The 14,660-nt window shown below is 68.3% G+C and carries 15 protein-coding genes; 8 read left to right on the top strand and 7 right to left on the bottom strand.

All coding sequences use genetic code 11. From position 1 onward, the window contains the following. Both EAH86_RS08340 and EAH86_RS08335 read right to left on the bottom strand, forming a co-directional pair. Positions 1 to 515 (bottom strand): hypothetical protein (locus EAH86_RS08340; protein ID WP_206665769.1); only part of this gene is annotated, 515 nt, incomplete at its 3' end. Positions 516 to 1,032: 517 nt separating this feature from the next. Then, positions 1,033 to 1,767: a potassium channel family protein gene (locus EAH86_RS08335; protein ID WP_241668270.1), complete on the bottom strand. Its 735-nt coding sequence runs from the start codon at positions 1,765 to 1,767 to the stop codon at positions 1,033 to 1,035. 145 nt (positions 1,768 to 1,912) lie between these two features. On the opposite strand from EAH86_RS08335, the gene EAH86_RS08330 reads away from it, so the two are divergent. Then, positions 1,913 to 2,080: a Flp family type IVb pilin gene (locus EAH86_RS08330; protein ID WP_140738819.1), complete on the top strand. Its 168-nt coding sequence runs from the start codon at positions 1,913 to 1,915 to the stop codon at positions 2,078 to 2,080. Positions 2,081 to 2,170: 90 nt separating this feature from the next. Here EAH86_RS08330 and glnA read toward each other — a convergent pair whose 3' ends face one another. Continuing rightward, positions 2,171 to 3,595 carry a type I glutamate--ammonia ligase gene (gene glnA / locus EAH86_RS08325; RefSeq protein ID WP_140738816.1) on the bottom strand — a complete coding sequence of 475 codons (1,425 nt, stop codon included), beginning with the start codon at positions 3,593 to 3,595 and terminating at the stop codon, positions 2,171 to 2,173. Between the two features lie 146 nt (positions 3,596 to 3,741). Between glnA and EAH86_RS08320 the strand changes: the two genes are divergently transcribed. Continuing rightward, positions 3,742 to 4,218, top strand: coding sequence for an RDD family protein (locus EAH86_RS08320; protein ID WP_140738813.1), 477 nt, complete (start codon positions 3,742 to 3,744; stop codon positions 4,216 to 4,218). Between the two features lie 35 nt (positions 4,219 to 4,253). Here the strand turns inward: EAH86_RS08320 and EAH86_RS08315 are convergent, their stop codons facing one another. Further along, complete coding sequence (locus tag EAH86_RS08315; RefSeq protein WP_140738810.1) at positions 4,254 to 4,859, bottom strand: PadR family transcriptional regulator; 606 nt, start codon at positions 4,857 to 4,859, stop codon at positions 4,254 to 4,256. Continuing rightward, positions 4,856 to 5,695 carry a DUF4097 family beta strand repeat-containing protein gene (locus EAH86_RS08310; RefSeq protein WP_140738807.1) on the bottom strand — a complete coding sequence of 280 codons (840 nt, stop codon included), beginning with the start codon at positions 5,693 to 5,695 and terminating at the stop codon, positions 4,856 to 4,858. Before EAH86_RS08310 ends, EAH86_RS08315 begins: the two co-directional genes overlap by 4 nt. 134 nt (positions 5,696 to 5,829) lie before the next feature. On the opposite strand from EAH86_RS08310, the gene EAH86_RS08305 reads away from it, so the two are divergent. From EAH86_RS08305 to EAH86_RS08280, 6 genes are all read left to right on the top strand, one after another. Then, positions 5,830 to 6,687, top strand: a complete 858-nt coding sequence (locus EAH86_RS08305; RefSeq protein ID WP_194150759.1) for an ATP-grasp domain-containing protein — start codon at positions 5,830 to 5,832, stop codon at positions 6,685 to 6,687. A 152-nt stretch (positions 6,688 to 6,839) separates the two neighbouring features. Next, positions 6,840 to 8,135: an extracellular solute-binding protein gene (locus tag EAH86_RS08300; protein WP_206665768.1), complete on the top strand. Its 1,296-nt coding sequence runs from the start codon at positions 6,840 to 6,842 to the stop codon at positions 8,133 to 8,135. Positions 8,136 to 8,239: 104 nt separating this feature from the next. Further along, complete coding sequence (locus EAH86_RS08295; protein ID WP_194150758.1) at positions 8,240 to 9,244, top strand: carbohydrate ABC transporter permease; 1,005 nt, start codon at positions 8,240 to 8,242, stop codon at positions 9,242 to 9,244. Between the two features lie 7 nt (positions 9,245 to 9,251). Then, entirely contained in the window at positions 9,252 to 10,184 is a 933-nt protein-coding gene (locus tag EAH86_RS08290) for a carbohydrate ABC transporter permease (protein ID WP_140738804.1), read from the top strand. Positions 10,185 to 10,186: 2 nt separating this feature from the next. Beyond that, positions 10,187 to 11,551, top strand: coding sequence for a GH1 family beta-glucosidase (locus EAH86_RS08285; protein WP_140738801.1), 1,365 nt, complete (start codon positions 10,187 to 10,189; stop codon positions 11,549 to 11,551). A gap of 18 nt (positions 11,552 to 11,569) precedes the next feature. After that, complete coding sequence (locus tag EAH86_RS08280; protein WP_140738798.1) at positions 11,570 to 12,595, top strand: LacI family DNA-binding transcriptional regulator; 1,026 nt, start codon at positions 11,570 to 11,572, stop codon at positions 12,593 to 12,595. A 101-nt stretch (positions 12,596 to 12,696) separates the two neighbouring features. Here the strand turns inward: EAH86_RS08280 and EAH86_RS08275 are convergent, their stop codons facing one another. Both EAH86_RS08275 and lipA read right to left on the bottom strand, forming a co-directional pair. Further along, complete coding sequence (locus EAH86_RS08275; protein ID WP_140738795.1) at positions 12,697 to 13,431, bottom strand: DUF4191 domain-containing protein; 735 nt, start codon at positions 13,429 to 13,431, stop codon at positions 12,697 to 12,699. Between the two features lie 19 nt (positions 13,432 to 13,450). Next, positions 13,451 to 14,488: a lipoyl synthase gene (gene lipA, locus EAH86_RS08270; protein ID WP_140738792.1), complete on the bottom strand. Its 1,038-nt coding sequence runs from the start codon at positions 14,486 to 14,488 to the stop codon at positions 13,451 to 13,453. Positions 14,489 to 14,660 lie beyond the last annotated feature (172 nt).

Below are 14,660 nucleotides of genomic sequence, written 5' to 3'. Positions count from 1 at the left end.
ACCTTGCCGCCGGCGCCGACCTTGACGATGACCAGGTTGGCCACCGCCTGGCCTGCGACGAAGTTCAGGTTCGACGCGGTCGGACGCACCTGACCGGAGGGGAAGACGGTGAGGTATCCGCTCCGAGTGGGCGCGACGGCAGTCACGTTCAACACCACAGCGCCGACCCCCGAGGCAGGCACCCCGCCTCGACCGACAACCTGCAGGTCGACCAGGCCTCCCGAGCCCACCGCAGCCTTCGGCGCACCCACACCAGCCCGGGTGTCCAACACCCGCGACGGCGCCAGTGCGGCGTACTCCGAACCGCTGGGGTACCAGCCCATCACGTCCGCGACGAGGTGGGTCTGTCCGCTGGAGTTGTACAACGCGACCTTGCCGCCGGCGCCGACCTTGACGATGACCAGGTTGGCCACCGCCTGGCCTGCGACGAAGTTCAGGTTCGACGCGGTCGGACGCACCTGACCGGAGGGGAAGACGGTGAGGTATCCGCTCCGAGTGGGCGCGACGGCAGTCACGTTCAACACCACAGCGCCGACCCCCGAGGCAGGCACCCCGCCTCGACCGACAACCTGCAGGTCGACCATGCCTCCCGGGCCCACCGCAGCCTTCGGCGCACCCACACCAGCCCGGGTGTCCAACACCCGCGACGGCGCCAGGGGGACATAGGAAGTTGGCGTGGCGGCCATCGCTCCCGTGGCGTTCCCGAGCTGAATGAACGACAGGAGGAGGACAGGGACAAGTAGGCGGAGAGTTCGGCGCACATCAACCTCGACAGCTCGGGCCGACAGCGCGGCAACGGTGACCAATGCCGAACCCTCGTCAGGGGGTCCAGGCAAACCGCAGTCTAGATCGGCCGGACGGAGGTTTTGCGCCCTTTTGAAGGACTTGGTCCGATCCGCCCCATGTGGTTCTGCGGACCGGCCCTCGCTCCTGCGTTGCGCGCTTCCACGAGGAGCTGAGGTGGCGACGCTCGTACGTTGACACCGGTCCGCAGAGCCCCACCCGTACGCAGCACTGAACCCTTGCCACGGATCACGGCCGTGGTTTCACCCGTCGTAGTTGTGCCATCTCCAGCCTCAGGCTCCTGACCTCGGCGACGAGGTCGGACACGCCTTCCTCGGTGCGCTCCTCTGCGGCCTGCACCTCGGCCACCTTCTCGACGAACCATGAGGCCAACGCGGCCGTGATGACACCAAGCAGGGCTATTCCAGTCAGCATGAGTCCGACCCCCACGAAGCGCCCCTCTGTGGTGGTGGGGAACTGGTCGCCGTAGCCGACGGTGGTCACGGTCGTGGCCGCCCACCAGAGGGCATCGCCGAACGAGTCGATGTTGGCCTCGGGGTTGGTGCGCTCGGCGTCAAGCATCGCCAGCGCCGCGACGAAGCCGACAATGCCCACCGCGGCGACGACGTACGCCACGACCCGGCCGCGGACGAATCCCTTCCCTCGGCGGCTGAGGATGTTGAGTGCCACCACGGCGCGCAGCGCTCGGAGTGGGCGCAGCATGGGGACGGCCAGCGTGACGACGTCGAGCCAGTTGCGGCGCAGGAAGTCCCAGCGATGCTCGGCAAGAGTCAAACGCGCGATCAAGTCGAGGCCGAAGACGATCCAGACGGCCCACGAGACTGCGGAGCAGACGTGGCCAGCAGTCCGAGGGATGCCGGGCTGGAGGATCGGCCAGGCATAGGCCACGAGGAACAACCCAGCCGCTACAAGCAGGGGGACGCTGGTTCGCCGCTCCCAGCGCTCCACCTGGAGGTCGGACACGTGGCGACGGTAGCGGACCGAACTGGCCGCTGTAGGCCGGATGGCGGACTCCCACAAACGGACGACCGCAGCAGGCGCGATGACTGTCACGCTTGCCCCAGCAGGGCCGGACGTCCCTGCCATCGATCCAGGGACGGAGCCAACAATGACCAGCTACATCATCAAGTTGCAGGCAAAGCGGACCGAGCGCGGCGCCACCGCCGTCGAGTACGGCCTGATGGTCGCCCTCATTGCGCTTGTCATCATCGGCGCCGTGACACTGCTCGGAAACAACATCTCGGGCATCTTCAACGGCGCTGCCACCACGATCTGAGGTGGGGGGAGTCCTGCCCCCAACCCCATCAACAAGACAGCACCCCCGCCTGAGTGGCGAGGGTGCTGTCTCGAGTTGTGACGTGGCCGCCTAGATGTCGTAGTACATCTCGAACTCGTGCGGGTGCGGGCGGAACCGGATCGGGTCGACCTCGTTCTTGCGCTTCCACTCGATCCAGGTCTCGATGAGGTCCTTGGTGAACACGTCACCCTCGAGCAGGAACTCGTGGTCGGCCTCCAGGGCGGCCAGCACCTCGGGGAGCGAACCGGGGACCTGCGCGATCGCGTCGTGCTCCTCCGGCGGCAGCTCGTAGAGGTCCTTGTCCACCGGCTCCGGGGGCTCGATCCGGTTCTTGATGCCGTCGAGACCAGCCATCAGCATCGCGGAGAACGCGAGGTAGGGGTTGGCCGACGGGTCCGGAACGCGGAACTCGACGCGCTTGGCCTTCGGGTTGTCACCGGTGATCGGGATCCGGATGCACGCCGAGCGGTTGCGGGCCGAGTAGACCAGGTTGACCGGAGCCTCGTAGCCCGGGACGAGGCGGTGGTAGGAGTTCACCGTCGGGTTCGTGAAGGCGAGCAGCGCCGGGGCGTGCTTGAGCAGGCCACCGATGTACCAGCGAGCCAGGTCGGACAGACCGCCATAGCCGCGCTCGTCGTAGAACAGCGGCTCGCCGTCCTTCCAGAGCGACTGGTGCGAGTGCATACCCGAACCGTTGTCGCCGAAGATCGGCTTCGGCATGAAGGTGACGGTCTTCCCGCCATCCCACGCGACGTTCTTCACGATGTACTTGAACTTCAGCACGTCGTCAGCAGCCTGCTTCAGCGTGTTGAAGCGGTAGTTGATCTCCTGCTGGCCGGCGGTGCCGACCTCGTGGTGGGCGCGCTCGACGGACAGGCCGGCCTCCTCGAGGGCCAGGGTCATCGCGTCGCGCATGTCCGCGAAGTGGTCGGTCGGCGGGACCGGGAAGTAGCCACCCTTGTAGCGGGTCTTGTACCCCTTGTTGCCACCCTCTTCCTCGCGGCCGGTGTTCCACGCGGCCTCGATGGAGTTGATGTAGTAGTAGCTGGCGTTCTGCTTGGTCTCGAACCGCACGTCGTCGAAGACGTAGAACTCGGCCTCGGCACCGAAGTAGGCGGTGTCGGCGATGCCGGTCGACTTGAGGTAGGCCTCGGCCTTGGCCGCGATGTTGCGCGGGTCGCGGGAGTACTCCTCGCCCGTGAACGGGTCGACGATGGAGAAGTTGAGGATGAGCGTCTTTTCCTTGCGGAACGGGTCGAGGTACGCGCTCGTGGGGTCCGGGATCAGCTTCATGTCGGACTCGTGGATGGCCTGGAAGCCGCGGATCGAGGATCCGTCGAACATCTGCCCTTCCTTGAAGAAGTCCGCGTCGAGGCTCTTGGCCGGCACGTTGAAGTGCTGCATCACGCCGGGCAGGTCACAGAACCGCACGTCGACGAAAATGACGTCTTCGTCCTTGATGAACTTCAGGACCTCGTCAGCATTGCTGAACAAAGTGCATCCTCCTGTTGGTGGGGCGGTGGCGCAGAGCGTCCACGCACGACTGACTGACTTGGTGTCGACCACGACACTAACGGCTGGGGATTACCCACCCATGACCCGAATGTTTCGCGGGTGTTACGCCCACATAGGCTTTCCTCGTGGTCGACCGCAAGGACATCGGTTCGTGGCTCGAGGGGCCGGGTTCGCGCTCGGGTGCGCCCTCGGCATACCCCGGTGAGCGGTTGGGTATGCCGCGTGACGGCGCCGGTTCGATGGCCCGGTTCGGGCGCCGCCTGCTCGGGGCGATCATCGACTGGACCGCCTGCCAGCTGATCGCGGCCGCGTTGTTCAGCGTGCCGCTGCCGTTCGCGGGGGTGGCCTCCCGTGGGGACACCACCATCCTGCTGGCGCTGTTCGCGCTGGAGAACCTGCTCCTGCTGAGCACCACCGGCTACACCCTCGGCCACCGCATCGTCGGCCTGCGCGTGCTGTCCCTGGACGGCCAGCGGGCGCGGCCGTTCCAGGTGCTGGTGCGCACCGTCCTGCTCTGCCTGTTCCTGCCGGCGCTGTTCTGGGACAAGGACGGCCGCGGCCTGCACGACAAGGCCGCGGGCACCCTCATCGCCAGGGGTTGACCAACGGGGCTGACGGGCGGCGGGGGCGCGTCAGCTCAGCGACGGGTGATCACGTCGCGGATCCGGCCCGTCGCCTCGCTGAGGATCTCGATGATCTCCCGGCTCTGGTCGCTCGTGAGCCCGTGCCGCTTCCACGCGCCCCGCGCCTCGGAGCGCAGCTCGGCAACAGCTTGCTCAAGGTCGCGAATTGCCTTGGGGTCACTGCCCTTCCAGCCATTCCAGGGCTCGGGCCCGCCGACCGGTGTCGCGGTCCGCCTGGCCTCCTGCGCGGCAGCCTTGAGCTCCGCGCGCAGGTCCTTGGTCTGGCCGCGGACCCGGGAACGGACCTGCTCGGCGAGCTCGCGCACCGACAGGTCGAGGTCGGACTCGAGGCTGGACAGGTCGTCCTGGCGCGCTCGCACCTCCTCGCGACCGGCGTCGGTGATCCGGTAGATCGCCTTGCGTCCCTCATCGGACCGCTCGACCAGCCCTTCCTCCTCGAGCTTGGCCAGCCGTGGGTAGACGGTCCCGGCGCTGGGGGTGTAAAGCCCGTTGAACCGGTGCTCGAGGTCCTGGATGACCTCGTAGCCGTGCCGCGGGCCCTCGTTCAGGAGAGCCAGCAGGTAGAGCCGGAGCTGCCCGTGCGCGAAGACGGGGCTCATGCGGACGCCTCGTCCACCGGCGCCGCGGGGCTGGCCTTGAGGACCACGACGTTGCCGGACACGGCATTCGCCTTCAGCCGCAGGCTGCCGTCACCCTCGGTGAGCCGGTTGCCGGACTGGCGCGAGTGCTTGTCGATGGTGTGGCCGTCGATGACGACCTGGCCCGAAGCGGTGTTGACCTGGACGTCGTAGCCACCGTGCGGGGCGCGGACGGTCACGTCACCGGAGACGGAGTTGGACTTGATGGTGGCGGCACCGTTGACCAGGTCGAGGGCGACATCGCCGCTGACCGTGCTGATGCTCACCTCGGGCACGTCGCTGTGCTGGGCGGTCACCGCGCCCGAGACCGAGTGCACCTTGAGCGGACCACGCACGTTGCCGCACTCCACCTCACCGCTGACGGTGTTGACGTCGACCGCCCCGACGATGTCGTCGATGGTGATCGAGCCGGAGACGGTGTTGGCCCTGGCGCCCGACCGCATACCGGCGAGGAGTCCGCTGGCGCTGACGGTGCTGACCGTGGTCTCGGCGTCCTCGGGGATCGAGATGCTGAGGGCGACCCGGTTGCGGTCGAGGCCGTCGAAGGCCTGGCGCACCTTGTCCAGGATCCGGGTGGAGTCCACGCCGTGGGTGATCTTGAGCTTCGACCCGTCCCAGACGACCTTGAGAGGCATGCCCTCGACCTTGGCGATCTCGACGCGGGCGGTGGGGGAGTCGGTGTGGGTCACGACGTCGACCCGACCGCCGACGATCGCCACGCTGAGCCGGCGGACCCGCTCACCGTCGCCACCGATGTCGAGCACCCTGGCGGTGTCGATCGACCATTCCTCGCTCATGGGATGTCCTTTCGCTGTTCTTCATCTCGCGCTATATCGCGTGTCGAGACTCACGTTATATCGCGAATGCCGCGTGGGCAAGTCCCCGGGCGCGCCCCCTGCTGAGCCGGCGCTGCGCCTGAAACAATCCGTGTGTGACGACGCGCCGCATCGCCCTGTGCACCTGGTCCGACCCGTCGTACCTCGACCCCGAGCCCCCGCAGATCGCTGCGGTGCTGCGCGACATGGGCTTCGAGGCGGAGGTCGTCGTCTGGCACGACGAGGTCGACTGGGCGTCGTTCGACCTCGTCGTGATCCGCTCGACCTGGGACTACTTCGACCGTCTCGAGGAGTTCCTCGACTGGGCGGACCGGGTCGACTCCGCGTCACGAATCATCAACAGCCCCAAGGTCATACGTTGGAACTCCCACAAGGGCTACCTCGCACAGCTGGGGGAGGCTGGCATACCGGTGCTGCCCAGTCTCGCCCTCGCGAAGGGGGCGGCGCGCCCCGTCGAGCGGATGCTGGCCACGGGGTGGGGCGAGGTCGTGATCAAGCCGGCCGTCGATGGGGGCGCCCGGGGAGCGCTCAAGGGTCCAGCCATCTCGCCGGAGACCGCGGACCACCTGAGCCGACTGGTCGAGGCCGGCGACACGATCGTCCAGGCCTACGCACCCAGTGTGGAGCTGGGGGAGACGTCGTTGTTCTTCTTCGGTGGCACCTTCTCGCACGCGGTGCGCAAGGTCCCCAAGCCCGGCGACTACCGCGTCCAGGCGATGCACGGTGGCTCCGAGGAGGACCACGAGCCCACGTCCGAGGAGCTCGAGGTGGCCACCATGGCGATGGCGATGGCGCCCGACGAGCTCGTCTACGCCCGTGTCGACCTCCTCGACGTGACGGGCCAGCCGACCCTGATGGAGCTCGAGCTGATCGAGCCCGATCTCTTCCTGCGGACCGCCCCGGGGTCGGTGGAACGCTTCGCTGTCGCGGTGGCGGCCCAGCTGCAGGGGTGACTCCGCGCGCCGGAGTGAGCACGCGGCATACCAAAGGTCACGAGAAGGTCACGAAATGAGAACGCTCCCACGGAACTCTTGACCCGACCGCGGACTCGGTCCCACTCTGTTCGGGAGCGCTCCCATAAGGGGGCCCGACGAAAGGTGCAACGGTGCACTCACGTTCTCGCTGGCTGGTTCCCGCAGCCGCAATGATCGCTACGGCCGCCCTCACCGCCGCGTGCGGCGGCGACGGCGGCGGCTCCACCTCATCCGGCGAGAAGGTCACGCTGCGGGTGAGCACGTTCGGCAAGTTCGGCTACACGGACCTGTACAAGCAGTACATGAAGGACCACCCCACCGTCACGGTCGTCGAGACCGCCGAGGGTGACCTGGGCAAGTACAACACCCAGCTCATCCAGCGGATCGCGGCCGGTTCCGGTGCTGGCGACGTCGTCGCCATCGAGGAGGGGCAGGTCGTCAACTTCCTCCAGAGCGCCGACAAGTTCGTGAACCTGCAGAAGTACGGCAGCAACGAGCTCAAGGACAACTGGCTGCCCTGGAAGTACGCCAACGCCACCACCGCAGACGGTGCGACCACCATCGGTCTCGGCACCGACGTCGGTGGCCTGGCCATGTGCTACCGCAAGGACCTCTTCGAGAAGGCCGGCCTCCCGACCGACCGGGTGGAGGTCGGCAAGCTCTGGCCCACCTGGGATGCCTACATCGCGACCGGCCAGCAGTACCAGGCCGGCATCAAGGACGCGAAGTCGCACTTCGTCGACAGCGCCACCAACACCTACAACTCGATCCTCATGCAGTCCGGCGACCACACCTACTTCGACCGGAGCGACAAGCTCGTCATCGACAGCAACCCCGCCGTGAAGTCGGCGTGGGACGAGTCGCTGAAGATGGTCAGCACCGGCCTGTCGGCCAAGCTCAAGGCGTTCTCGCCGGAGTGGAACGCCGGGTTCAAGAACGGTTCGTTCGCCACCCTGGCCTGCCCCGCGTGGATGACCGGCTACATCAAGGACCAGGCGGGCGCCGAGAACACCGGCAAGTGGGACATCACGACGGTCCCCGGCGGTGGTGGCAACTGGGGTGGCTCCTGGCTGGGAGTCCCGACGCAGAGCAAGCACCAGAAGGAAGCCGTCGAGCTCGCCAAGTTCCTCACCACCGGTGAGAGCCAGCTGGCGGCGTTCAAGGCGGCGGGCAACCTCCCGTCGAACCCCAAGCTCTACACCGAAGCGGCCCTGAAGGACGCGAAGAACGACTACTTCAACAACGCGCCGGTCGGTGAGCTGTTCGTCGCCGGAGCGGCCAACCTGAAGCCGGTCTACCTCGGTGCGAAGAACCAGCCGGTGCGGGATGCTGTCGAGAACGCCCTGCGATCCGTCGAAGGCGGACAGCGCACCACGGCAGCAGGGTGGGCCGAGGCCCTCGCGGCGGCCCAGAAGGCCGCCAAGTAGCCCAGCGGACCACCTGACCGCGCTCGGGTGCCGGCGTTTCTCGCGGCCGGCACCCGAGCGTCACCAGCGAGCACCACCTCGCCGACCACACCACAGGGAGCACCGTGACCACCACGACGCCGACGGGCAAGGCCACGAGCGCGGCCACGCCCGGGGCACCCGGCTCACCGGGAGCGCCGGGAGCGCCGGGCTCGACACCGCGCTGGCGGCAGCGCCTCAGGCGGGCCGACACCCGGCTGTCGCCCTACGCCATGGTCTCCCCGTTCTTCCTGCTGTTCGCCGTCTTTGGGTTCTTCCCACTGGTCTACACCGCGTGGGTGTCGATGCACGACTGGAGCCTGCTGGCGGGTGACCAGGGCTGGCTCGGGCTCGGCAACTACAGCGAGCTGATGCAGGACAAGGACTTCTGGAACGCGATGCTCAACACCTTCGCGATGTTCGTCATCGCGACCGTGCCGCAGCTCGTCCTGGCCATGGTCCTGGCGCAGATGCTCAACGCCAGGCTGCGGGGTGCCACTGCCTGGCGGATGGGCATCCTGCTCCCGAACGTCACGTCCGTGGCGGCGGTCGGGATCATCTTCACGCTGATGTTCAGTCGCGACTTCGGGCTGTTCAACTGGGTGCTCGGCCACGTCGGGGTCGAACCCATCGCCTGGCAGGACCACCGCTGGTCGTCCTGGCTGGCGATCTCCACGATGGTGGACTGGCGCTGGACCGGCTACAACGCCCTGATCCTGCTGGCGGCTCTGCAGTCGGTGCCGGTCGAGATCTACGAGGCGGCCCGCATCGACGGGGCCAACGGCTGGCGCACCTTCTGGTCGATCACCGTGCCGATGCTGCGCCCGACCCTGATCTTCGTGTCCGTGGTGGCAACGATCGGTGGCACCCAGCTGTTCACCGAACCCCTGCTGTTCAACCCGGGAGCAAACTCCATCGGCGGCGGCACGACCGCGCAGTTCCAGACCGCGGCGATGTACCTCGTCCAGCAGGCCTTCACCGGCCAACGGTTCGGGTATGCCGCGACGATCGCCTGGGTGCTCTTCCTGTTCATCGCGGTCTTCTCGGCAGTGAACGTCCTGCTGCTGCGCCGCATCCGGTCGGCGGAGTGAGGCGGACATGACCCAGACCCAGATCCCTGCGGTGGTGCCACCGGTGGCCGCGCCGTCGAAGCCACCGAGCGCGCGCCACACCCGATCGCTCGCTCGCCTGGCCGCGCAGAGCACCGGAGCCACCCCTGCGGGCAAGCTCATCTACCTGTGCCTCGCGATCTCGGTGCTCCTCGCCGCCGGACCGCTCTACTACATGGTCGTGATGGCTTCCCGGCCCAACAGCGACATCACCTCGACCCCGCCGCCGCTCACTCCGGGGAACCAGCTCGGCGCCAACATCACCCGGGTGTTCGACAACCAGGACGTGATGTTCGGCCAGGCGATGGTGAACTCGGTGCTCGTTGCCGGCGTCGCCACCGTATCGGTCGTCGTGCTGTCGGCCCTGGCCGGCTTCGCCTTTGCCAAGTTGCGGTTCCGCGGGCGAAATGCGTTGCTGCTCATCGTGATCGGCACGATGATGGTCCCGGTCCAGCTCGGCCTCGTGCCGCTCTACATGCTGATGGGCAAGCTCGGTCTCGCGGGTACCCTCCCGTCGGCGCTGCTGCCGTTCCTCGTCAGCGGCTTCGGGGTCTTCATGATGCGGCAGTATGCGGCGCAGGCGATCCCCAACGAGCTCATCGAGGCGGCGCGCGTCGATGGAGCGTCGACATTCCGGATCTTCTTCTCGGTCGTCTTCCCGATCCTGCGTCCGGCCGCGGCGGTGCTCGGGCTGCTCACCTTCATGGAGCGCTGGAACGACTTCCTGTGGCCCTACCTGACCCTGGACGCCGAACACCCCACCGTTCAGGTGGCGCTGTCGAGGCTTTCCGGCGGCTACTACACCGACCAGGCGCTGGTCATGGCAGGCACCCTTCTGGGGACCCTGCCGCTCGTCATCGTGTTCATCGTGTTCGGCCGCCAGATCATCGGCGGCATCATGCAGGGCGGAGTCAAGGGATGACCATGCCGATCCACAACTCACTGTCGCGCAACGACTTCCCGACCGACTTCGCCTGGGGCGTGGCCACGTCGAGCTACCAGATCGAGGGGGCCACGGCCGAGGGCGGCAGGGGCCAATCGATCTGGGACACCTTCGCCGCAACCCCCGGGCGTGTCATCGACGGGGACAACGGCGACGTCGCGGTCGAGCACTTCAAACGCTTCGGTGACGACGTTGACCTGATGTCACGGCTCGGGATCGAGGCCTACCGCTTCTCCATCGCGTGGCCGCGCATCCAGCCGACCGGCAGGGGCCCGGCAAGCCCTGAGGGCATTGACTTCTACGACCAGCTCGTCGACACCCTGCTGGCGCAGGGCATCACGCCGTGGGCAACCCTGTACCACTGGGACCTCCCGCAGACGCTGGAAGATGCCGGCGGCTGGCCGGCCCGCGACACGGCATACCGGTTTGCGGAGTATGCCGGGCACGTCGCCGATGCCCTCGGCGACCGGGTCAAGCACTTCATCACCCTCAACGAGCCGTGGTGCTCGGCCTTCCTCGGCTACGGCAGCGGTCGGCACGCCCCGGGACGGGCCGACGGCGCGGACGCCCTCGCGGCGGCCCACCACCTCATGCTCGGACACGGGCTGGCGGTCCAGCAGCTGCGCGAACTGGTGCCGGACGCGCAGGTCGGCATCACCCTGAACCTCTATCCGGTAGCGGGCGTCCACGACGGCCACGGGGTCGACGACGCGGTCCGGCGCATCGACGGGCTGTCGAACCGCTGGTTCCTCGACCCGGTGCTGCGGGGGGCCTACCCCAAGGACGTGGTCGAGGACGTCGCGCACGTGAGCGACCTCGGGTTCGTCGCGGAGGGCGACCTCGGGACGATCGCGAGCCCCCTCGACTTCCTGGGCGTGAACTACTACACCCGCCACATCGTGGGGCCGGGCGCCTTCCCCGGGTCAGGCGTGGTCGAATTCGCCGACCGTGGTCTGCCCACGACGGCGATGGGCTGGGAGGTGGACCCCGACGGCCTGTTCGACATCCTCACCCGGGTGACGCGGGACTACGGCGACCTGCCGCTGGTGATGACCGAGAACGGCGCGGCGTTCGACGACGAGCTGAGCGCGGACGGGTTGGTCCACGACCCGCTGCGGATCGACTTCCTGGCTGGCCACCTCGAGGCGGCAGGTCGGGCGGTTGCTGCCGGCGTGCCACTGCAGGGCTACTTCGCGTGGTCCCTGATGGACAACTTCGAGTGGGCCGAGGGATATGCGAAGCGTTTCGGCATCGTGCACGTCGACTTCGAGACCCAGGTGCGGACGGTCAAGGACAGCGGTCGCTGGTATGCCGCGTTCCTCGCCGGGGACCGCACGCAATACTGACCCCATGAGGCGCAGCTCGTGAGCAACAGCACCGGCGGACAGCCCACGCTCGAAGAGGTGGCGGCACGGGCGGGCGTGGGTCGCGGCACGGTCTCGCGGGTGGTCAACGGGTCTCCGCAGGTGTCGGAACGGACCCGGGTGCGCGTCATGCGGGCGGTCGACGAGCTGGGCTACGTGCCGAACATGGCGGCACGCGCGTTGGTGACCCGTCGCACCGGGGCCATCGCCCTGGTGATCAGCGAACCCGAGGAGCGCATCTTCGGGGAGCCCTTCTTCGCCGGAGTCGTCCGCGGCATCACCACCGTCGTGGGCGATGCGTCCCGTCAGCTGGTTCTCGCGCTGGCCCAGACCCGTGAGCAGGTCGACCGGCTGGACACCTACCTCACGCCGCAGCACGTCGACGGCGTGCTCATGCTCTCGGCCCACGACTCCGACACCCTGCCCAGCCGGATCCAGGGCCGCGGGCTGCCGATCGTCCTGTGTGGACGTCCCGGACAGTTCGCCGGGATGAGCTATGTCGACGTCGACAACACCGGGGGAGCCCGCGACGCGGTGACCCACCTGGTCTCCGGCGGACGTGGCGCCGTCGCCCTGATCGCCGGGCCGCAGGACATGATCGCTGGGCGCGACCGCCTCGACGGGTACCGGGACGCCCTCAGGGCTGCCGGTCGAGAGGTCGAGGACTCGCTCGTCGAGGTCGGCGACTTCAGCGAGGCGAGCGGGGCGGCAGCCATGCGGACCCTGCTGGACCGGCGGCCCGACATCGACGCCGTCTTCGCGGCCAGTGACCTGATGGCCCTCGGCGCCCTGCGGGTGCTGCGCGAAGCCGGGCTCAAGGTGCCCACGGACGTCGCCCTGGTGGGCTTCGACGACGGGCCGCTCGCCGCCGTGTCCGACCCTCCGCTCACGACGGTGCACCAGCCGATGGAGCAGCTGGGTCGCGAGATGGCCACCATGCTGCTCGCCCAGATCAGCAGCGGGGGCGTCGCGGCCCCGGAGCACCTCGTGCTCGACGCCTCACTGGTCGAGCGCGCCTCTAGCTAGCGGGCTCGATCCTCAGCGGCCGCACTCGATGTGGCCGCTTCGTCAGCGCTCCTCCGGGCAGGTCCCTCGTTTCTCGGGCCTACCCTTCCCCCGCTAGATCCTCAGCGGCCGCGCATCGCCTTGCGGTCGACACGGGCGCGCATCGGGTCCATGCCCGCGGGGATCGGCGGACGCAGGCCGCCTAGCGACTTGAGGCGCTTGTTGACGGCCGAGACCTCTTCCTTCGTGAGGACCGGCTTCATCCGGGTCAGCTTGCCGCTGAGCTTGCGGATCGGCACCTGGTCCGCACCGTCACCCACGACGACCGAGATCACCGGAACGCCGGGAGCCACGCGCTCGACCTTCTTGCGCTCCTGGGTGAGCAGCTTGGTGCGACGCGCGTCAGGACCCTCGCCGATGAGCACGATGCCGGGACGACCCAGGGCGCGGTAGACGAACGCCGCGGTGGCGACGTCCTCGGGACGCGTACCCCGCGCGCCGTCGACGGCCACGGGCTGCTGGTCGAAGAACCAGCCGCGGCGCAGGCCGCCCAGGGCGGCGCCAGCCGCGCCGGGCTGACCCTCGAGCGACTTGTAGGCCGCCCGCTCAGCCATCCGGGACAGCACGAGCGTGGCAGCCAGCAGGCCCATCGGGATGGACAGGAACAGGGCGTACTTCCAGTGGCCCAGGAGCACGCCGATGCCCACGCCGACCGCGAGGACAGCGACGAAGGCGAGCAGCATCCACCACGGGATGGTGGGGTCCGCCTTGCGCGATGCGGTGAACACCTGACGGATCTGGGCGAACCGGCCCGGCTTCTTGGGCGTGTCTGACTCTTGCTTTTCCTTGCGGGCCATGAGGGTCAGGATACGGGTGTCAGGCGGACGCGCCCAACGCGCCCGGCTGGCGGGCGGCGAGCAGCGAGGAAGCCTCCTGGCGGGCGGGGTCCCCGGCGGCCTCGGCGAGGTGCTGCAGGTGCTCGGGGATGTCGCGGCCCCACTTCTTCATGGCGGTCGCCCAGAGCCGTCCGGCCCGGTACGACGAGCGCACGAGCGGGCCGGCCATGACGCCCTTGAAGCCCATCTCCTGGGCGACGTCGCTCCAGTGGACGAACTCCTCGGGCTTGACCCACCGGTCGATCGGGTGGTGCAGCTTGGACGGGCGGAGGTACTGGGTGATGGTGAGGATGTCGCAGCCGGCGTCGTGCAGGTCGCCGATCGCCTGCTCCACCTCGTGGTCCTCCTCGCCCATGCCGAGGATGAGGTTGGACTTGGTCACCAGCTCGGCGTCGCGGGCCATGGAGAGGACCTTGAGCGACTTCTCGTAGGTGAAGGCGGGCCGGATCTGCTTGAAGATGCGCGGCACGGTCTCGAGGTTGTGGGCGAACACCTCGGGTCGTGCGTCGAACAGCTGGCCGACGAGCTCGGGCTTGGCCCCGAAGTCGGGCGGCAGGATCTCGACGCCGGTGTTCGGGTTCTTGGCGTGGATCTGGCGGATCGTCTCGGCATACAGCCAGGCGGCGCCGTCGGGCTGGTCGTCACGGGCGACGCCGGTCACGGTGGAGTAGCGCAGGCCCATCTGGGCGACTGACTCTGCGACCCGGCGCGGCTCGTCCCGGTCGAGCGACTCGGGGCGGCCGGTGGCGATGTCGCAGAAGTCGCAGCGGCGGGTGCAGACGTCACCGCCGATGAGGAAGGTCGCCTCGCGGTCCTCCCAGCACTCGAAGATGTTGGGGCAACCGGCCTCCTGACACACCGTGTGCAGACCCTCGGTCTTCACCATCGAGTGGAGCTTGGTGTACTCGGGCCCCATCTTGGCGGTGGTCCGGATCCACTCGGGTTTGCGCTCGATCGGCGTCTCGGCGTTGCGCGCCTCGACGCGCAGCAGTCGGCGGCCCTCGGGTGCGATGGTCACGCGCGATCCCCTTCACTCACCAAAGCGCCCGGAGGTCACCGGGCGTCCTTCAAGGGTACGCCTGTGGCTCCACGGGTATTCCCGTGCCCTCACGCCGCGCCCCGACCCGCCCTGTTGGAAGCGAAACTTCCCGATATCCGGAAGTTTCGCTTCCAACAGGGCGGGTCGGACG

The sequence above is a fragment of the Pedococcus bigeumensis genome, assembly GCF_006438965.1.
Lineage (GTDB): Bacteria > Actinomycetota > Actinomycetes > Actinomycetales > Dermatophilaceae > Pedococcus > Pedococcus bigeumensis_A.
This window is presented reverse-complemented; position numbering and strand designations above follow the sequence as displayed.

Coding starts and splice junctions, on each gene's coding strand:
- EAH86_RS08330 (WP_140738819.1), top strand. CDS start 1,913: ATGACCAGCTACATCATCAAGTTGCAGGCAAAGCGGACCGAGCGCGGC.
- EAH86_RS08315 (WP_140738810.1), bottom strand. CDS start 4,859: ATGAGCCCCGTCTTCGCGCACGGGCAGCTCCGGCTCTACCTGCTGGCT.
- EAH86_RS08310 (WP_140738807.1), bottom strand. CDS start 5,695: ATGAGCGAGGAATGGTCGATCGACACCGCCAGGGTGCTCGACATCGGT.
- EAH86_RS08290 (WP_140738804.1), top strand. CDS start 9,252: ATGACCCAGACCCAGATCCCTGCGGTGGTGCCACCGGTGGCCGCGCCG.
- EAH86_RS08285 (WP_140738801.1), top strand. CDS start 10,187: ATGCCGATCCACAACTCACTGTCGCGCAACGACTTCCCGACCGACTTC.
- EAH86_RS08275 (WP_140738795.1), bottom strand. CDS start 13,431: ATGGCCCGCAAGGAAAAGCAAGAGTCAGACACGCCCAAGAAGCCGGGC.